General features: G+C 54.6%; 16 protein-coding genes and 1 pseudogene. 4 read left to right on the top strand and 13 right to left on the bottom strand.

Annotated elements, in window-relative coordinates:
- Positions 1-108: 108 nt before the first annotated feature.
- From BM258_RS11645 to BM258_RS11635, 3 genes and pseudogenes are all read right to left on the bottom strand, one after another.
- A complete protein-coding gene (locus tag BM258_RS11645; protein WP_090072412.1) occupies positions 109-1,107 on the bottom strand; it encodes a hypothetical protein in 999 nt (332 codons plus the stop codon).
- Positions 1,108-1,146: 39 nt separating this feature from the next.
- Positions 1,147-1,551, bottom strand: a complete 405-nt coding sequence (locus BM258_RS11640) for a thermonuclease family protein (RefSeq protein ID WP_210186732.1) — start codon at positions 1,549-1,551, stop codon at positions 1,147-1,149.
- 153 nt (positions 1,552-1,704) lie between these two features.
- Positions 1,705-2,394, bottom strand: a pseudogene (locus tag BM258_RS11635) (magnesium chelatase domain-containing protein); the annotation flags it as partial.
- Positions 2,395-2,560: 166 nt separating this feature from the next.
- Between BM258_RS11635 and BM258_RS11630 the strand changes: the two are divergent.
- Positions 2,561-3,088 (top strand): methylated-DNA--[protein]-cysteine S-methyltransferase, encoded by a 528-nt coding sequence (locus tag BM258_RS11630; protein WP_407062718.1) that lies wholly within the window; start codon positions 2,561-2,563, stop codon positions 3,086-3,088.
- Positions 3,089-3,109: 21 nt separating this feature from the next.
- Here the strand turns inward: BM258_RS11630 and BM258_RS11625 are convergent, their stop codons facing one another.
- The 5 genes from BM258_RS11625 to rsmI all read right to left on the bottom strand — a co-directional run bounded on the left by BM258_RS11625 (position 3,110) and on the right by rsmI (position 7,604).
- Positions 3,110-3,610, bottom strand: coding sequence for a methyltransferase family protein (locus BM258_RS11625; RefSeq protein WP_175528042.1), 501 nt, complete (start codon positions 3,608-3,610; stop codon positions 3,110-3,112).
- Between the two features lie 114 nt (positions 3,611-3,724).
- Entirely contained in the window at positions 3,725-4,918 is a 1,194-nt protein-coding gene (locus tag BM258_RS11620; RefSeq protein WP_090072408.1) for a cytochrome-c peroxidase, read from the bottom strand.
- A 148-nt stretch (positions 4,919-5,066) separates the two neighbouring features.
- On the bottom strand, positions 5,067-6,020 hold the full coding sequence (gshB, locus tag BM258_RS11615) for a glutathione synthase (protein WP_090072406.1): 954 nt from the start codon (positions 6,018-6,020) through the stop codon (positions 5,067-5,069).
- Positions 6,021-6,172: 152 nt separating this feature from the next.
- A complete protein-coding gene (locus BM258_RS11610) occupies positions 6,173-6,601 on the bottom strand; it encodes a YraN family protein (protein WP_175528041.1) in 429 nt (142 codons plus the stop codon).
- Positions 6,602-6,605: 4 nt separating this feature from the next.
- On the bottom strand, positions 6,606-7,604 hold the full coding sequence (gene rsmI / locus BM258_RS11605; protein WP_090072689.1) for a 16S rRNA (cytidine(1402)-2'-O)-methyltransferase: 999 nt from the start codon (positions 7,602-7,604) through the stop codon (positions 6,606-6,608).
- Positions 7,605-7,988: 384 nt separating this feature from the next.
- Here rsmI and BM258_RS11600 point away from each other — a divergent pair, with 384 nt between their 5' ends.
- Entirely contained in the window at positions 7,989-9,263 is a 1,275-nt protein-coding gene (locus BM258_RS11600; protein ID WP_244544683.1) for a penicillin-binding protein activator, read from the top strand.
- 113 nt (positions 9,264-9,376) lie between these two features.
- Here BM258_RS11600 and hemW read toward each other — a convergent pair whose 3' ends face one another.
- Genes hemW through rph form a run of 3 tightly spaced genes read right to left on the bottom strand, consistent with a single transcriptional unit; the run spans position 9,377 to position 11,983 of the window.
- Positions 9,377-10,591, bottom strand: coding sequence for a radical SAM family heme chaperone HemW (gene hemW, locus BM258_RS11595; RefSeq protein ID WP_407062717.1), 1,215 nt, complete (start codon positions 10,589-10,591; stop codon positions 9,377-9,379).
- 6 nt (positions 10,592-10,597) lie between these two features.
- Positions 10,598-11,239, bottom strand: a complete 642-nt coding sequence (rdgB, locus tag BM258_RS11590; RefSeq protein WP_090072400.1) for an RdgB/HAM1 family non-canonical purine NTP pyrophosphatase — start codon at positions 11,237-11,239, stop codon at positions 10,598-10,600.
- An 18-nt stretch (positions 11,240-11,257) separates the two neighbouring features.
- Complete coding sequence (gene rph / locus BM258_RS11585; RefSeq protein ID WP_090072398.1) at positions 11,258-11,983, bottom strand: ribonuclease PH; 726 nt, start codon at positions 11,981-11,983, stop codon at positions 11,258-11,260.
- 301 nt (positions 11,984-12,284) lie between these two features.
- Here rph and hrcA point away from each other — a divergent pair, with 301 nt between their 5' ends.
- Together hrcA and grpE are read left to right on the top strand one after the other, a co-directional pair.
- Positions 12,285-13,394, top strand: coding sequence for a heat-inducible transcriptional repressor HrcA (hrcA, locus tag BM258_RS11580; RefSeq protein ID WP_090072396.1), 1,110 nt, complete (start codon positions 12,285-12,287; stop codon positions 13,392-13,394).
- Between the two features lie 163 nt (positions 13,395-13,557).
- Positions 13,558-14,193 carry a nucleotide exchange factor GrpE gene (grpE, locus tag BM258_RS11575; RefSeq protein WP_090072394.1) on the top strand — a complete coding sequence of 212 codons (636 nt, stop codon included), beginning with the start codon at positions 13,558-13,560 and terminating at the stop codon, positions 14,191-14,193.
- A gap of 593 nt (positions 14,194-14,786) precedes the next feature.
- Here grpE and BM258_RS11570 read toward each other — a convergent pair.
- Entirely contained in the window at positions 14,787-15,668 is an 882-nt protein-coding gene (locus tag BM258_RS11570) for a LysR substrate-binding domain-containing protein (protein WP_090072393.1), read from the bottom strand.
- 241 nt (positions 15,669-15,909) lie between these two features.
- Complete coding sequence (putA, locus tag BM258_RS11565) at positions 15,910-19,614, bottom strand: bifunctional proline dehydrogenase/L-glutamate gamma-semialdehyde dehydrogenase PutA (RefSeq protein WP_090072391.1); 3,705 nt, start codon at positions 19,612-19,614, stop codon at positions 15,910-15,912.
- Positions 19,615-19,768 lie beyond the last annotated feature (154 nt).

The raw sequence follows: 19,768 nt of genomic DNA, 5'->3' as shown, positions 1-19,768 counted from the left end.
TCTTGGAGGCAGTGAGAGAGGCAAGGAGATGGGCGCAAAGAGGTTAGGCGCTATCTGTCTGTTTTCAGGCGTCTTGGTCTCTATCAGTGTGTTTTTACCGGTTCACCCTCATTTTGGCCAACTGGGCCTTATGTCAGAATTTTCCAATGGCGCATAAATAGGCTCCGCGTCATGCTCTACTAAAGGACTGAATTGGCCCGGGTTTCTTGCATAGAGATCGACCCAAAGATTAACCCCAGCTTCTTTCACATTCAGGCTGCAATTGATCATCTCGATACCTGTTTCGGTTCTGCGATAAACGGATTGAGAATTGTTTGGCCAATGAACAGAAAAGCCACAAAGCAAGTCTCTATCATCAACAAGTATTTCTAAAAGCCCTTTATAACAATCGTCATACGGAATTGCTTTTCCTTTTTCCAATCCCCAAATTTGTCTTGAAATTATCTCAATTTTAAAAAATGCAGCAATAAATGCCTTTGATTTTGTAATCAAAACATCTATTTTCTCATAGTCTATAACAAATGACTTCACCCCACTAATGCCATTTCGTGAGCGAAATTCCTTATCTTCTAGTATAAAATCTGAATGCTGAACTGCATTCCTTAGCTTATTATTATAAAATTCTTCGAAGATATCACCGACTTTGAGATCGGCTTCTACTGACAACTCTTTTATTATCGCAATTTTCCTGCCTGTACGAATGCCGTTTTTAGCGAAATTTTTCTTTTCTTTTTCGCCAAGAAAATCATAAAATGGGGACGGGCTGTATCCTTTTCCAAGTCGATACCTCAGTAAGTTTGCCAAAACATCGTACGGAGCATCCATTTCAACAATGTGGCAATATAGTAAAAGCCCCAACCGCCACGGTGTTTTTTCTTCTTCCGGGATGCCCGTTTTCATAAGCCTATTGAGATCATCTAGTATTGATTTGCTTTCAGCATAGGGATCCCAACCTTTGTCCTCTATGCCGAGCATACGAAGCAAAGACGCAAAGTAACAAACCACATCACCCTGAATTTCTGGATGCGGGAAGAAAAGAGGTTTGAGAATTTCCATATATCGATCACGGTGACCATTAAAAACTTTCTCGGGATCAAAGTGTTCCATTATTGAAGTCCTCCCTTTATATAACCCGCAAAGTTATACTTACTTACACCACCACTCGTCACCATCAGGCCACCGACGGGCCAACCTTTCACGGATCAAGATGTCACCAACGTCTTCCCCTTTGATGATGATGCTGGCTAATTGGCGCTTGTAGTACCCCTCCTCTCCTGTGGTGACGATCTTCCAATCGTTGCCATTGAGCAGCTCTATCAACCGCTTTGATGCCTTGTTTGCCAACTGCTTCTCAAAGTCGCCACCACAGACATTTGTTTGGGACTCTGGTGTGTCGTAGTCTTTCAAGCGGTACTTTACCCCTTTGAGCCAAATGGTATCTCCATCGACAACACAATTGTATCGGTTGGAGCCGCATTTCTTCATAAAGGGCATGGATTGCGCGGCGGCCACACTGGTGAAGAGGAACAAGGCGAGAAGAGCATATTTCATGAGACAGACTTACGAGAAGATTATTGGATTGATTGAAGAAGCTAAGGAGCTGACAGAACCAGATCGAGATAATGCTGCCATACTGATCTATTTGCTGGAGAATGCAAAGACCGAAGCCCAGAACCTCAGGGACCAAATCCGCATAAACCAGCCAACACGCTGAGATCTGACAGTTGATTGCGGGTCTATAGTTGACAATGGGAGCATGTTGTGACCACCGGCCGCAGTGACCTCAAGCGCCCGCTTGGCCACCTCCTGCCCCTTGATATCGGATAAATCAATAAGGGACGCATTGGGGTCACGGATCGAGGCATGGGGCCGCGAGAGGACCTGACTGCCCTTGAAATGATTGGCCAGCGAGATAAGGCTATCGGGGGCCAGTATATCCATATCCGGATCGGCCCATGCCGCTTCCGGCCCGCAATCAAACGGGCAAATGAGGCCCCGCTCCTCGCCATTGGCTGCAATGGCTGCTGGCAGCACCCCGACAACGGGTGCCAACCGGCCATCAAGCGCCAGCTCGCCCAGCACCGTATAGGCATCCAGACTGTCGGCCGGAACCGCTCCGATGGCTGCCATCAGGCCAAGAGCGATGGGCAAATCGAAATGGCTGCCTTCCTTGGGCAAATCCGCCGGAGCGAGATTGATGGTGATGCGTTTGGGCGGCAGCGACAGGCCAGAGGCCGAAAGCGCGGCCCGCACCCGCTCGCGACTTTCCGCCACAGCCTTGTCAGGCAGGCCAACAATGGTAAAGGCTGGCAAGCCCGAAGCCACATGCACCTGAACATCAACGGGCGTGGCGGCTATGCCCTGAAAGGAAACCGTTTGAACATGGGAAACCATGGTAAACTCAAAAAATTGAAAAGAACAAAACCATTTCTGCGTGATGAAGAAATTTTAACAACCATATGATGTTTCTAGTTGTGCTTCAAGAACAATATGTGAACACAATTTTGCCCTATACAGGAGAGGTCAGACGCACAACTCTATCGAATTGGCAGGTCGTGAAGTGAACGCAAACGAGATCCAATTTTGTTATCATGAGAGCCCGATTGGTCCCCTTCTGCTCAGCGGAATGGAGGACTGTTTGCACGCGCTCTCCTTCCCCGTCGACGGAGACGCGATCCCGGCCGATACTGCATGGCGTGAAAATCCTGACAGCTTTGCTGATGCGCGGCGCGAGCTGGACGCCTATTTCGAAAAGAAGCTGGAGCGTTTCACCGTGTCCTATCTGCTCAAGGGGTCACAGTTCCAGCTCTCCGTCTGGCGCGCCCTTTCCTCCATCCCCTATGGCTCGATTGTCAGCTATGGGGAAATCGCCAAGCGGGTTGGCAAACCAAAAGGGGCACAGGCGGTGGGCATGGCCAATCATGCCAATCCCTTGCCGATTATCATCCCCTGTCATCGGGTTATTGGCGCAGACGGTTCCATGGTTGGTTTTGGCGGCGGCATAGACTTGAAACTCTGGCTGCTATCCCATGAAGGCATCACCCCGGGGCAGATTTGCAGTCCCGGACAGCTTGGCTTTGCCTTCTGACCTTTTTAGGCAGATGCCTGATCAGAGCCAACGGCGGGTTCGGGCGCAATAGTCTGTAAAAGCCTTGCCAAATTCGGCCCGGAGATAGGCTTCCTCGCGTGGTATCACGAAACGATCCAGATAGAAGAACATAGTGAGTGTGGCGATCAGGAAGGGTATACTGTCAAACAGGATGATCCCTGCGAACAGCATCACCACAAAACCCACATACATCGGGTTTCGACTGAAGCGAAACGCCCCGCTGCTCACCAGTTGCGAAGCTGGGTCAATCAGGTTGGTTGTCGTACCAACCAGCTTGAACTTGAAAAACCCCCATCCCATAAAGGCGAAACCAGCCCAACCAATCAGGAAACCGCAGATAACGAGCGTTAGAATGGGAATCCCCAAAGCCGAAAGTGGGCCGACAGAATAGAAATAAAACCACTCCAGCGCCAGAGCGCCCCCACCGCACAAAACAAAGATCAGCGGCGGAATGGCGATGCGGATACCCGGAGAGGTTGGCTTCTTGAGATTGGCACACATGGTCCTGGGCTCTTTCTCTTGTCTTGAAGTGCCTTCCGTAAGCGAAGGCCTCCGGCCCATACTCTTCAAAGGCTGATCAGATACTGATCAGCCACAGCCGGACACATCAAGGGGCTAGTCTTCCAATAGATATTCATAGCGCTGATCGGTGAGCGTTTTCAAGAAGGCAACCAGAGCCTTGATGCGGCGTTCATCCAGCGCCGGACCATCGGTCAGCTTTTCCATATCGATGGTATCAGCCACCTCCGGTTCACCCCATGGCTCATTGGTTTCGGGGTTGATCAAAGCACTCTTGGCGCGTGAATTATACTTGTTGTAAAAGCGGATCACCGTTTCAAGGTCGTTGAACACCCCGTTATGCATATAGGGGCCTGTCACGGCTACATTGCGCAATGTGCTGGTCTTGTAGGTGCCATCCCATTTCTTGTCGGTCACGTGCGGATTGTTTTCCAAAAGGCCGTGATCGATAAAATCGGCCTTTGAGCCGTTGGCCGCTCTCAAGGCTTTGTGGGCAGGCACACCGATGTTGAAATACTGGTAGTTTGTGAAGGTTTCCTTCTCCATGCCCGGGCGAGGACGCAGCTGATGGCACTGGTTGCAGTTGGTAAACTGCTGGGAGAAGAACAAGGTCCGCCCCAATTCCTCTTCATTGGTAAACTCGGCTTCCCCGCGCAAATAGCGATCATATTTGGAATCAAACGGGCTAAAGAATTCCGTACGCTCGAAAGCCGCGATGGCTTCGGTCATCGCTCGATAGGCGCGCTCGGACTCTTCGAAAATGTCTTTTCCATAGAGCAACTTGAAACCGTTGACATATTCCTCATTCTCCTTGAGCCGTTCGACAACGGAGGCCTTGTCCGGCATGCCCATTTCAATGGGATTAAGCGGCGGTCCACCCGCCTGCCCTTCCAGATCGGGCTCGCGTCCGTCAAGGAACTGGCCACCAACATAAAGGCCGTCTTCATTGAGATGGAACTTCGGACTGAAGGCAGCGTAACTCGCCGTCGGGGCGTTACGATCCCCGATCGACTGATCATCATCGCCCAAAGACGCCGCGCGTCCAGCCAATCCATCAAGGCCATTGGGGCGCGGATCGGCAAAGCCCACATCCGGAGAATGGCAGGTCGCACAGGCCTGATTGCGATTCTTGGAGAGATTTTCGTCAAAAAACAGGGCCGCGCCGAGGCCTTCCAATGTTGCCTTGTCGTCAGGCAAGGTCGGCAGATCTTCAGCCACAGCCATGGGGGCCGCACCTGCAGACATTGAGACGCACAGGGCCATCACCCGCAGCTTTTCCAGTCGGGACATGCTATCCTCATTCAAAGCATAGCGGCTGGCAGGTCACACCAGACGCAAGACAAATGCGGTCCATTCAGGTCTCTTGCTTCGTAGATACACATATGTCTTGCAACTGGTCAAGCTTTGTCAAAAAGGCTTCTGAACCGGAGCCTTCTTTTTAAGCGCGCTTGGCTTCGATTGCGTCCCAGACCATGGCCGCAACGTCAATGCCCGAAAGCTTCTGAATGGAGCGGATGCCCGTCGGGGACGTCACGTTGATTTCGGTGAGATAGCCACCGATCACATCAATCCCCACCAGAATAAAGCCCATTTCCTTGAGCGCAGGCCCGATGCGTTCGCAAATTTCCTTTTCGCGATCAGTCAGCTCTGTTTTGGCAGCAGCCCCGCCACGCACCATGTTAGAACGCAGATCATCATCGGCAGGAATCCGGTTCACCGCACCAGCGGCCTCACCATCGACCAGCAGAATGCGCTTGTCGCCAGCCTTCACGTCAGGCAGGAATTTCTGGGCAACCCATGGCTCGCGGAAAATGTCGCCGAACAGCGCCACCAGAGAGCCGAAATTCTGATCTTCCTTGTTCAACCGGAAAACCGCCGCACCGCCATGGCCATAAAGCGGCTTCATGACGATGTCGCCGTGCTTTTCCTTAAAGGCACGCAATTCATCTTCCGAACGGGTGATGATGGTTGGCGGCATCAAGTCTGGGAACTGGGTGACGAAAATTTTCTCGGGCGCGTTACGCACGTTGGCCGGATCGTTGACCACCAGCGTCTTGGGGTGAATGCGCTCCAGCATATGGGTAGCGGAGATATAGTTGAGATCAAACGGTGGATCCTGACGCATGTGAATGACGTCGAACTCGGCCAGATTGGTCCGCACGGCATCTCCAAGAGTGAAGTGGCTGCCCGCTTCGTCGCGCACTTCAACCGGCTCTACCGAGGCAAAGACCTCGCCATTTTCCATGGCCATTGTATCGACCGTATAGTGGAAAATTTCATGCCCGCGCTTTTGCGCTTCCAGCATCATGGCAAAGGTGGAATCCCCTGCAATATTGATGCCCTTGATGTGATCCATTTGAAACGCGACTTTAAGCGTGCGTGACTGAGCCATGACGGATGCTCCGGCTTGAGAATATCGGGATTGTCCGGAAGCGTTGGTCCGGAAGAAAGTGTCAGTTCCTATATGTCCGCTTTGAAAGCATATTTCAAGGTGCCGATTGTCAGGGCCGCCATCCAGAATAGTCGGCTATGATCCGACGTCTCTCAAAAGGCCTCGAATGCGGATTCCAGATGCGTCCAGCGGGGTGCAGGGCCCGCCCCCTTTGCAAAGGCCATGATGTCAAACCGGTAACTACTGACGGGTTCCTCTTCGGCCTCTGCGATATAGTGACTGGCGGCAGCCACAATCCGACCCTGATTGCGCGGGGTGATGGCATAAAGGGCATCATCAAGACAGTCTCGATATTTGACCTCGAGGAAGACGATGAGGTCGTCCTTCCGGCAAATGAGATCGATCTCTCCCCCTTGCGCCTTGTAGCGCCGCTTGATGATCTCAAAGCCCTTCACCCGCATGATCCAACCTGCCCAGCGCTCGACACGCACACCCCGCTCATAGCTTTCCTTGCGGTGCCGGGTCTTGCTGGCTTTTCTTTTGGGCCTCAAAGCGGGTTTGGAAGGCTGCAAACTTGCCATCGGTCTATGCCTTGTCTCCACCATTGCCCAAAGCATCTTTCAAGCCCAGTGCGCGCTTGTAGATATCATTCTTCTTGGCCCCGACCTTCTGGGCAATCTCGCCAGACAGCGCCTTGATATGTTGGCCCTCTTCAAGGCCCCTGATGATCATTGCATCGATATCATTTTCATCAGGAGCTTCTTCCTCTGCCGGGCCAAGCAGAACCACTGCTTCCCCCTTGGGAGCATCAACATTGGCGTAATGCTCAGCCAGTTCCCCAAGCGCGCCGCGATGGAAATCCTCAAATTTCTTGGTGAGCTCGCGCGCGATGACAACTTCGCGCCCTGCGCCCAGATGCTCGGCCATGGCTGGCAGAACAGCCCCGAGGCGGCGCGGACTTTCATAAAAGACCAGCGTACCGGGGATATCCTTGAGGTCTGCCAGCTTGCGGTTTCTGGCGCCCGCCTTCTGGGGCAGGAAACCGGCGAAGTGGATCTGATCAGTGGGCAAACCGCTTGCAACCAACGCGGAAAGCATAGCCGACGCGCCGGGAATGGGCACAACAGCATGATCCGCTTCCAGCATATCGGCAACGAGCTTGTATCCCGGGTCTGAAAGCAGCGGCGTGCCAGCATCTGAAATCAGCGCCACGGCCTTTCCCTCGTCAAGGGCATTGAGCAAATAGGGGCGCTGCTTGTCGGCATTATGCTCATGATAGGTAATGAGGCGCGTGTGAATGCCATAGTGGGTCAGCAGCTTGCGCGAGACGCGGGTGTCTTCACAGGCGATGATGTCGCAACCGGCCAGAACCTCAAGCGCGCGCACCGTCATATCTTTCAGATTGCCAATCGGGGTCGCTACGATGTAGAGCGCTGAGGCAAGACTAGGGGCCCGTTGCTTGGAGCCAAGCAGAATATAATCCCTGCGGGCATGGCCATCGGTGGCTTCATCCCCGTCTTCATGAGCGCAAAGCGATGCTCCATCAGGTTCATCTGCATGGGCTGTTTCGTCTATTTCGGTCATCTCTTGCGCTTTCATTTCGCTCTTTGAGGTGCATTTTCACCCCCGCCACAGCGTTTCACAGCTTTTGTTGCTGCATTTGATCATGCCACACCGCGGCGCGCCTGTCGTGTGAATAGCCGGGGTGATTCGCGACAAATAGGCCACAGTTTTGTTGAAATATCACACTTTTCTCTGTGCGTTCCCCAAGGCGCTTGTTATCAAACCATAATTCTGACAAATCAAGGAATCAAACACGCTGCGTTGTTGGGATGATTTGAGGGATGCATTCGTGCATAGATAGCTCTTTACGGGCTCCTTCTAATGTGCTGCCATAGGTCTATTCAGCTCCACCATTCAAACGATGCAAATCAATACGGACATGTGGTCTGATTTGGAGGCCAGAAATTGATAGGTTTATTTCGCTCGTCCCCTGACGCTCGCCCGCTCCTGAACAGGCTGATCCGTCACACCGTTTCCGGCGCCGTGATCGGCGCTGCTTCCCTGCTCGCTGCCTGTAATCCGACGACGCTCTCAGGGCCTGGCTTCGGAACCGGGACCAACCAGCCAGTGACCATTGCCGAACCCACGGGCGAAGTGCTCGGGTCGGGTTCTGTGCGCGTGGCGTTGCTGACGCCCTCTTCTGCGCAAGGGGTCTTCGGGCAAACCGGGCAGGCACTCCGAAATGCGGCTGCCATGGCGCTGCAGGATTACAGCTCCGCTGATTTGCAAGTCATCGTGAAAGATGTTGGCCAGAGCACAAGTGGTGCCTCCCAGCAGGCCAGCCGCGCACTGGCCGAAGGCGCTCAGCTGGTCATCGGCCCGCTTCGCTCTGATGCAGTCAAACGCGCTGGCATGGTGCTAAAACCGGCTGGCGTTCCGATGATTGCCTTCACAACGGATACCGGCGCTGCGGCGCAGGGTGTCTATCTCATCAACTTCACGCCAGAGAATGACGTCGAGCGCATCATTTCCTATGCGGCGTCTCAGGGGAAACGCAGCATCGCTGCCATGGTCCCCCAGACACCTTACGGAAATATCGTAGAGGCTTCCTTGCGTCAGAATGCAGCCCGTCATGGCATGCGCGTGATGACCATCGAGAGCTATAAATCGGGCAACAAGCCTGATCCGTTCGGCCTGCAGAATGCCGCCGAGCAGATTGCCAAGGTCAAGGACCAGATCGATACGATCTTCATTCCCGAAGGCGCTGCGGCCGTTTCTGCGACCCAGCTTCTTGCCGGACAGGGTGTTCGCAACAAATCCGTTACATTCCTTGGCTCCGGCCAGTGGGATCAGCCGGCCATTGCGCGTGAACCCATGTTGTCGGGCGCCTGGTATCCTGCCGCTCCAAAAGTTTTGCGCAATCTTGATGGACGCACCATCGGGTTTGACAGCTTCGCCAATCGCTATGCAGCCCAGTTCGGCTCACAGCCACCGCGCGTTGCTTCGCTGGCTTATGACAGCGTTATTCTCGCTGCGGCTCTGGTGGCCCAGTCCGGGGAGCGTCGCTTCTCGCCGCAGACCCTGACCGATCCCAATGGCTTCATCGGCTTTGGTGATGGCTTCTTCCGCTTCCGCGCGGATGGCACATCCCAGCGCAGCCTTGCGATCATGGAAATTTCCGATGGCAACGCCAGAATTATTGATCAAGCCCCCATGTCGGCGGCAGGCCTACCAAACTAGGCACGCACTATTGATCAAAACAGACTCAAAAAGGGAGCCAAATGGCTCCCTTTTTTTGCGCTCATTCTATGGCCTGTTTTTATAGCCACTTTCCAAAGGCGGGGTGCTCTTGATTATTCACTGGCCAAATCGGCGACCAGTGCGTTGAGCACAAGAAAGCCTTTGCGGGTGGCGTGGATGCGGTTACCCTCGCGCACCAACAGCCCCTCGCCGACCAGACCGTCAATGCGCCCTGCATCAAGCTGTCTGCCTGCCAGTTTCTCATAGCGATCAAGGTCTATGCCTTCCTTGACACGCAGGCCCATGATAAGAAATTCATCGCTTTGCTCTTCAAGGGTCAGAATTTCCTCTTCGATCGCCCCCGTACCCTGTTGTTCGACCCGCTTCAGCCAGCTTTCAGGGTGGCGCTCATTGCTGGTCGCGAGCCTGCCATTGGCCAGCTGTAACCGCCCATGGGCACCGGCGCCAACGCCGACATAGTCGCCATAGCGCCAATAGGTCAGATTGTGGCGGGATTCATAGCCCGGACGGGCATGGTTGGAAATTTCATAGGCAGGCATGCCATGCATTTCCAGCCGCTCGTGGGTCATTTCATAGAGCGCCACCGAGGTGTCTTCATCGGGCAGCTCGAATTTGCCATTGCGATACAGCGCGAAGAAGGGCGTGTCCTGCTCGATGGTGAGCTGATAGAGCGAGAGATGATCGGCAGCCAATGCGATGGCCTCGTCCAGCTCCCTGGCCCATGCTTTTGGCGTTTGATGCGGGCGGGCATAGATGAGATCGAACGACATGCGGTCAAAATGCTTTTGTGCCAGCTCGATGGCGACCTTCGCCTCATCGGCGCTGTGCATCCGGCCCAGAAAACGCAACTGATCATCATAGAGCGACTGTACCCCAAGGGAAACGCGATTGACCCCCGCGCTGGCGTAGCCCCTGAAATGCTCCGCTTCCACAGATGTGGGGTTGGCTTCCAGCGTGATTTCGGCGTCTGGCGCCACGGTCCAGAGATCAGCGACAGCATCGAGCAGTTGGCCAACGATGGCGGGCTGCATCAGAGAAGGTGTGCCGCCACCGAAAAAGATTGAGGTAACAGGCGCGCTCCGCCCTGCCCCCTTGATGCGACTGGCATAAAGGCCAAGCTCGGCAATCATGGCAGAAGCAAAGCGCTGCTGATCCACAGGCTGGTGGCGCACATGGGAATTGAAGTCGCAATAGGGGCATTTGGCCTTGCAAAAAGGCCAGTGCAAATAAATGCCAAAGCCGGGATTGTCTGGTCCCGGCTTTGAGAGTTGTTGATTGTCAAGGCGCATAGGCTCACCTGTCACCATGGGCAATTACCCTTCAAGGCATGCATCGGCAAAAAGCTTGAACGCGCGGGAGCGATGCGACAAGGCAGTCTCCTCCCCCGGCTTCCAGCCATGTTTCTGGTCCGGTTCCATTTCGCCAAAGGTGATATCAAAGCCCTCGGGCTGGAACATCGGATCATAGCCAAAGCCCTTTTCACCGCGTGGCGGCCAAACGGCCAGTCCTTCCACTTCGCCGCGGAAGAAACGGGTTTCCCCATCTGGCCAGGCAAGGCAAAGCACCGCAACAAAGCGACAGCTGCGTTTTTCCGGCGTGGTTGCGCCAAGCGCCTGCAGCTTTTCTTCCACGTTGCGCATGGCTTGAGCAAAATCCCTGTCAGGGCCAGCCCAACGGGCAGAATAGATTCCCGGATCACCATCAAGTGCATCAACCGCAAAGCCGGAATCATCGGCCAACGCAGGCAGGCCGGTTGCCTTGGCCGCAGCCATGGCCTTGAGCTCCGCATTGGCTTCAAAGGTCGTGCCGGTTTCTTCAGGCTCTTCCAGATCCAGTTCGGTCGCGGTTTTGATGCTGAGGCCATAATGGCCAAGCAGATCCTTGATTTCGCGGATCTTGCCCTTGTTATGGCTGGCCACAACAAGCGGGGTGTCAGCGGATAATCTATTTGCCATGGGTCTTTACTCCTGAGACTAGTCCTGAGGCTGGGCTTCAAGCTGCTGGGTAACCAGCTCGCCGATACCCTTTTTGGCAAGCGCCATCAGCTGGGCGAATTCGTCTTCGGAGAATGGGTCTCCTTCGGCGGTGCCCTGAATTTCCACGATGCCACCCTTGCCGGTCATGACAAAGTTGGAATCGGTTTCCGCATCGGAATCTTCCAGATAATCCAGATCGAGCACCGGGGTGCCGTTATAGATACCGCAGGAAATGGCGGCGACCTGATCTTTAAGAACCTTTGTGTCAGCAGCGATCATGCCACGGGCCCGCATCCATTCGATGCAGTCATTCAGCGCTACCCATGCACCGGTGATAGAAGCGGTGCGGGTGCCGCCGTCTGCCTGAAGCACATCACAGTCGATGGTGATCTGACGCTCGCCGAGCGCTTCAAGATCGACAACGGCGCGCAGGGAACGACCAATCAGACGCTGAATTTCCTGCGTGCGGCCAGACTGCTTGCCAGCCTGTGCTTCGCGGCGCATACGATCGCCAGTGGCGCGCGGCAACATGCCATATTCAGCGGTGACCCAACCACGATTCTGTCCGCGCAGCCAGGGCGGAATGCGCTCTTCAAGGCTGGCGATGCACAATACATGGGTATCGCCGCATTTGATCAGGCAAGAGCCCTCCGCGTGTTTGGAGACGTTGCGTGTCATGGTGACGACGCGTTTCTGGTCGGGATTCCGTTTGGAAGGGCGCATTATGCTCTCCTGCCTTGCTTTCTTGTGATGTTAAAATAGTGGGCGCTCGGGGCTGTTTGCTGTCATAGACAGTTTTCCCTTGAATATTCGCACCTATATATCGTTATGCTATGCATGATCCAATTTGTGCGAACGCCCTTGTGGCGTTTCCTCAAGCTTCTTAAAAGCGTCAGCAGCAGGTGACAAGGGGCGCTTGCAGCTTTTCCTGCTTTTGGGGCATAAATGGAACAGTTGCCCAACCGCTTTGTGGTGCCAATCGTCAATCCGGCTGCTTCCGGGCTGCTTGAACACGGATATAGAAATGTTTGAACGAGACCGTCTGAACCAGATACCGCCATTGGTTGGAATGGATGACAGGGTAAAGGATATTTTCCGCACCATCGTGGAATCCTATCTTTCGACTGGTGATCCTGTGGGATCGCGCAACATTTCCCGCGCCTTGCCCATTTCCCTGTCGCCAGCATCGGTGCGCAATGTGATGTCCGATCTGGAGCAATTGGGGCTGATCTATTCGCCCCACACCAGTGCCGGCCGCTTGCCCACAGAAATGGGCCTGCGCTTTTTCGTTGATGCGATGATGGAATTTGGCGACCTGTCGAACGACGAGCGCAACGCCATAAAACGGCAGATGACGTCTTCCCATCAGCCTGATGCCGGCTTCGAGAGTCTGTTGACACAGGCGAGCCAGATGCTGTCCGGCCTATCTTCCGGCGCGGGGCTCGTTCTGGCCAACAAGCAGGATCAGCGCCTCAAGCATGTTGAATTTGTACGGCTGGAAGCCACCAAGGCGCTGGTAGTCCTCGTGGATGAAGATGACAAGGTGGAAAACCGCCTTATGACCCTGCCCAAGGGTTTGCCCGCCTCGGCGCTCACAGAGGCGAGCAACTTTCTCAACGCCCATATTCGGGGCAAGACCCTGTCTGAAGCGCAAAAGGAAATTGAAGCCCATCACGTGGAGCTGCAGGCCGAATTGGATGATCTCACCGCAAAGCTGGTGGAATCCGGGATCGCCACATGGGCCGGAGCCAGCGAGGACCAGCCACAGAGCCTGATCATTCGCGGGCGCTCCAACCTTTTGGAAAATGTCACAGCGCAGGAAGATCTTGAACGCATCCGTCATCTGTTTGACGATCTGGAATCCAAGAAGGATTTCGTTCAGCTTCTGGAACTGGCCGAACAGGGCGACGGGGTTCGCATTTATATCGGTTCGGAAAACCAGCTCTTTTCGCTCTCGGGCTCATCGGTCATTGTATCTCCCTACCGCGACGGCAACCAGAAGATCGTCGGCGTGCTGGGCGTTATTGGCCCGACCCGGCTCAATTATGCGCGCATCGTGCCCATGGTCGATTATACCGCGCGGGTGCTGAGCAGCATGCTGACAGATCCGAAAAGACGATTTGAAAGCGACTGATTGGTTCCACAATCTGAACAATTGGGCCGCTTTATTCAACTCTTTGGCCCTGAGCTCTTGATTTTTTGATCAGAAAGCTCGATATCCGGTTCAAACTCATGCCCGGGCAGTGGATGCACGCTGCCTGCCATTTTGGGCACGCAATCAAAATAGAGGCTAGTAGATGTCTGACGAAACCCGTAATCCTGAAGCTGTCGTAGACCCGCTTGCCGAGGCTCCGGCTGAAGAGGTTTCCCAAGAGGAGACTTATCTCAATCCCCTGGAAGCTGCCGAGCTGCGCATTCAGGAGATGGAAAAAGAAGCTTCCGAGATGAAAGACCAGCTGCTGCGCACTGTGGCGGAAATGGAAAATCTGCGTCGCCGGACCGAAAAGGAAATCCGCGATGCCAAGCAGTTTTCCGTTACCAGCTTTGCACGTGACATGCTAGCGGTGGCTGACAATCTGCGTCGTGGTCTGGAAGCCATTCCCGAGGAAGAACGGGCCAACGCTGATGGCGCTTTGAAAGCTCTGCTGGAAGGCACCGAGATGACCGAACGGGAAATGCTCAAAACCCTGGAAAAGCACGGCGTCAAGAAGCTGAACCCGGAAGGGGAGAAATTCGACCCGAATTATCATCAGGCCATGTTTGAAGTACCCAACCCGGATGTTCCGAACAATTCGGTTATTCAGGTCGTGCAGTCCGGTTACGTTATCGGAACCCGCGTTCTGCGCCCTGCGATGGTTGGTGTTGCCAAGGGTGGACCGAAGTTCCCCGCGCAGCCTGCCGATGATGCAGACGGCGTCGACAAGAGCGTCTAACGCGGCGCTGCTACGTCACCTTCCCTTAACGTAAGTGGAAGATATGAATTCGAAATTTCAAAACACCCGGACACCCTCCGGGTGTTTTCATTTGTCCTATAAAGAACCACAGCGTGCTTTATCATTTTGAATTATCCGGCCTTTTAAGATCAGCAATGTGCCCTCTTGCTTGATCCTCATACGCCGAAAGTCTCATTACCCTAACGTAAGCGTCAGATCTTTAAGACCAAAGTCTTTGCAAAATTACCCAGGTGCGCTGTTTCGTCGCATATGCCCAAAGCCCTTTGCTCGTCAAATATGACATTGATCAAAGTTGGTCCAAAGCGGGCCGTCTAGACTTATTATAACCTTGTGGTTCGGGCTTGCCAGTGCGTCTCTCTCCTCCCCTCGACGTTCCTCTGCTGGTGCTACGTCCATGGATCACATTCTCAAGGAGGCTCCGCCGTGAGTCTCCTTTTCTTTTTCAAATCCATTATTTAAAGGCTACAGCAGGAGCCAATATAACGCGCGCTTTGATGCGTGCTGATTCCAGCGCCCTACTTGAAGGATCACTTTGACCTCGTGTGAGCTCATCGGGAACTTGTGTTTGGGCCTTAACGCATGCAGCCCAGAAGCCAGGCGCGCAACTGAATGGCCGCCGGTGAGCGATGGCCCCGTCGTCTCGTGAGGAAATAGCTGTCCCCTGTTGCGACGGATTGAGGCGCCAGCGATACAAGCGATTGCTCCATTAGGGAGTCTGCGGCCAAGTCCATATGGGCCATGGCGACCCCGCGCCCTTGCCTTGCCGCCTCCAGAAGCAGCCAATGATTGGGATAGCGAGGACCCGCAAGCCAATCCAGTTTGACATCAGGCTGCTGCGTACCCCAGAAGGGCCAATCCTTTTCCCAATGCGCATCATGCAAAAGAGTGACGGACTTCCAGCCCTCTGCATGATCCAGCCCCATCAGGTCGCGATATTGCTCGGTACAGACTGGCATGATGCGGTCTTTAAACAACAATTCGGACAAGAGGCCGTCATCTGTTGCGGGCATTCGCGAAATCATCAAATCGGCTGTGACATTGCGCTCAGGATGACTTTGCTTGTCTTCCGCATCCACAAATACGGTAATGCCGGGATTCTCATTCTGAAAATCTGCCAAACGCGGCCCGAGCCATCCGTCCGCAAAGGCTCTGGGAGCCGATATCGTTACGGATACGGAATTATTTTCTTCCTGCGCCGGAGGCAAGAGCGTGGCGATTTCATCGAGCAGGCGAGACGCCTCGGGCACAAGCGCTTTGGCCCTGTCGCTCAACTCAACGCCATTGGCATGACGAACAAAAAGGGCTTCCCCGAGCCAGTTTTCAAGACCTTTGACATGTTGGCTCACAGCGGTGGCGGTGACATTCAGCTCTGCTGCAGCGCGTGCAAAAGACCCGTTTCTTGCGGCCGCTTCAAACGCCTTGAGGGCACTGAAAGGAGGGAGTTTTCTTTGCACGATAGGCCTCGCACTGCAGCGCTTGTGTTGAGAACTTGTCTGCTTCCTGTTTTACAGGACATGGCAGATTTCTCAAGCGGGGAATGGTCCGCCCTAAGACGAAACCGGTTTTTTCCGACTCACGGCTACCGCAGTTTTCAGGGCACAAGTGCCATCACTCAACGCCAGAAAGCAAAAAAGAACCCCGAAAGCAAAGCGCTTCCGGGGCTTCCAGGACTGTAAGGCTTTCCTATTATTTTGATTAGTTGGCCTCTCCTTCGGCGGCTGCCAGCAAGGTTGCGTTGCCGCCAGCTGCCGTGGTGTCCACGCAGACATGACGCTCCAGAGCAAAGCGGAAGGGGTTGGCTTCCGTGATCAGAGGAGTCAAAGCGCCATCTCTTTTGGCTATTGCCACACGGACAGTGCGCAGAGTTTCATTGTCAGCCATATAGGCAATGGCATCGATGCCTTCGAATTTGGCAATCGCATCGGCTGCGAGCACGCCGTCGAAGCCGATAATTGGTGCTCCACTCTCGGCGAGCTTGGTGGCCATGGCTTTTGCACCCTTGCCAACAAGAACAACACTGTTGCCAGCAACCAGAGCTGCCACAGCTTGCAACAGAGTCATCCGCTCTGTTGCCCCGACCACCATCACAACACCACGCGGTGCGAAGGTGAGGCGGTTGGATTCACCGGTTGGCCCGGACATGTCCCGCGGGCTCATGTCGCGCTGCAGAAAGACATCGAACGAAACCGGCAGATTGTAAGCACTCTTCAGCGCCGCGAAGCGATAGTCCTTCTCGGCCCATTTACTGCGTTTGGCCTTGTCGGCGCGCAGCTCATGGATGGCATACTGGATTTCCGTGACCGGAGCAGAATCCCCTTCCGGTGCGGCTGGCTCCTCATGCTTGAAGGGCATGTAGAAACGTTCCACATAGTTTGGTCCACCGGCTTTCGGTCCAGTGCCGGACAAGCCTTCGCCACCGAAGGGCTGCGAGGCCACAACGGCGCCGATCTGATTGCGGTTGACATAAGCGTTGCCGACCTTGATCTGATCAATCACTTCCTGCACCCGATTATCCATGCGGGTATGCAGACCGAAGGTGAGGCCGAAGCCTTTGGCGTTGATAGCCGCAATCACGTCGTTCAGTTTGCCCGCCTTGAATTTGGCCACATGCAGAACCGGACCGAAGATTTCTTCTTCCAGCTCTTCAATGCCGTTCAGTTCGATGATGGTCGGCGCGCAGAAAACACCGTCTTTCGGGGTGGAGAGCTGCTTGATCAAGCGGCCCTTGGCGCGCATCTTGTCGCAATGGTTATCGATGCCCGCTTTTGCGGCTTCATCAATGACCGGACCAACATCAGTTGACCAGTCCCACGGATTGCCAAGGGAAAGCTCATCAGTGGCCCCCTTGAGCATTTCCATCAGATGATCATAGATATCTTCCTGCACATACAGCATGCGCAGAGCAGAACAGCGCTGACCTGCAGATTGGAACGAAGACGAAACGATGTCTTTCACCGCCTGCTCGGGCAGGGCGGTGGAGTCAACGATCATGGCGTTGAGGCCGCCTGTTTCCGCAATCAACGGAGCGCTCGGGTCAAGGCTTGCCGCCATCGCACGGTTGATGGTCTGCGCTGTTCCGGTGGAACCGGTAAAGCAGACGCCAGCAATACGCGGATCAGAGGTGATGGGCGTGCCAACCACCGAGCCGCTGCCGGGCAGCAATTGTATGGCACCCTTGGGCACACCGGCTTCATGCATCAGCTTAACCGCACGGAAGGCCATGATGCCGGTCGGACCTGCCGGTTTCGCGACTACGGCGTTACCAGCAGCAAGGGCGGCGAGAATCTGGCCGGTGAAGATGGCCAGCGGGAAGTTCCATGGCGAAATACAGGCGATTGTGCCACGCGCGGCGCGTCCGTCCTTGGCTTCCTTTTCGAGCCTTTCGGCTTCAGCGGCATAATAATGCGCAAAGTCGACCGCTTCTCTGACTTCGCCAATGGCATCGGTCATCACCTTGCCGGCCTCGCGGGAGGCAATGGCAAACAGTTCCTCTGCGTTGGCTTCATAAAGCTCAGCAACCTTGGTCAGAATGGCAGAGCGTTCGGCCACCGGTTTGGCTGACCAGACAGCAAAGCCTTTCTCGCTGGCTGCCAGAGCCTTTTCAACATCTGCCTCGGAAGCCTTGACCACTGTGCCGATCTGTTCGCTACGATCAGCCGGATTGTAGATCGGGGAGGGGTCTTCCTTGGATTTGTGCCCGGCGATCAGCGGCGTTGCCTCCCACAGATGGGATTTGAACTTGCCACGTTTCTCGTCAATCGCCTCAATGGAAAGCGGATCAGTGTGGTCCCAGCCTTTGGAATTGCGACGCACGCCTTTGAAAATATCCTTAGGCTTGGTGAGGAACGGGTTTTCGATAGCATCGCCCAGCTCACGCACCTTGGCAAAGGGGTCACCCGCAATTTCCTCCGGTCTGATATGGGTATCGACAATCTGGTTGACGAAGGAAGAGTTGGACCCATTTTCCAACAAGCGACGGACCAGATAGGCCAGCAAGTCAGAGTGAGCCCCCACCGGCGCATAGATGCGGCAGGCGACTTTTTCCTGTTTGACCAGCGTGTCATGCAGCGCATCGCCCATGCCATGCAGGCGTTGAAGCTCATAGGAGCCTTTGCCCACACGAGCTGAAATGGCCATTTCCATGACGGCTGTTGCGGTGTGGGCGTTATGAGAGGCAAACTGCGGATAGATATGATCGGTCATATCCAGCAGGCGACGGGCATTGGACAGGTAGGAGACATCGGAGTTGGCCTTGCGGGTGAAAACCGGGAAGCCTTCCAGCCCCATAACCTGCGCCCGCTTGATTTCGCTATCCCAATAAGCGCCCTTCACCAGACGCACGGTGATCTTGCGATCCAGCTTCTTGGAAAGCATGTAGAGCCAGTCGATGACGAAGCTTGCACGGTGACCAAAGGCCTGCACGACCACGCCAAAGCCATCCCAGCCTTCAAGGGCCGGATTGGAAAGCACAGCTTCGATCACATCGAGGGAAATATCAAGACGATCCATTTCCTCGGCATCAATGGTGAAGTTCATGTTGGCTGATCGTGCCAGAAGGGCAAGACCGAAGGTGCGCGAGACCAGCTCGGACATGACGCGCTCTTTCTTGCCTTCTTCATAGCGCGGATGCAGCGCAGAAAGCTTCACAGACAGGCCCGGATTCTTATGAACCGATTTTGACTTGCAGTAAGGAGCCAGCGTGGCGATCGCCTTGGAATAAGCCAGATGATATTTGATGCCGTCTGCTTCGGTGCGGGCTGCTTCGCCCAGCATGTCGTAGGAATAGGTGAAGCCCTTGGTTTCGTAATGCTTGCCGCGCTGAATGGCTTTCTCGATGGTGGTACCCAGCACGAACTGACGGCCCAGCTCCTTCATGGCCTGACCAACGGCGGTACGGATCACCGGTTCGCCGAGGCGCTTGACCATGGAGCGCATGGAAGCGGCGAGACCTTCTTCATCTTTCTCCTTGAGGATGTTGCCGGTCAGCATCAGACCCCAGGTGGACGTATTGATCAGAGAAGAGGTGGACTTGCCCAGATGCTGGCCCCATTCACTCGGGGTGATCTTGTCGGAGATCAAGGCATCGATGGTTTCAGCGTCCGGCACGCGCAGCAGCGCTTCGGACAGGCACATCAGCGCCACACCTTCGCGGGTGGACAGGCCATATTCCGCGAGAAAATTTTCCATCATGGATGGCTTGGTGGTGGTACGGATGGTGCGAATGAGATCGGCCGCACGCTGGGAAATGCGCAGGCTCATGCGTTCATCCATATGAGCTTCTTCGATCAGGCGACGAACGTTGCTTGCTTCGTCTGCCAGATAATGTTCGCGAATGACCTGACGCAGCTCTGAGAGGCGGGCGTCCAGATCGCGATGCGTGTCGAAAGACTGTTGATCCATTGGGCACTCCTGGAAGTAGGGCTCCGGTTTTGGCATAGCGATCCATCCTGCTTTTGACGCAGTTTTGTTTGAGATCTTAAAAACCGAAGGGATGTGTGATTGTCGTTTATTATGTCTACAAGGATAGCGAAAAAGCCCTAGTCAGAGTGACCAA

Source organism: Cohaesibacter marisflavi (assembly GCF_900115225.1).
Lineage (GTDB): Bacteria > Pseudomonadota > Alphaproteobacteria > Rhizobiales > Cohaesibacteraceae > Cohaesibacter > Cohaesibacter marisflavi.
The sequence above is the reverse complement of the archived record's forward strand: the minus strand, read 5'-3'. Positions and strand labels throughout refer to the sequence as shown.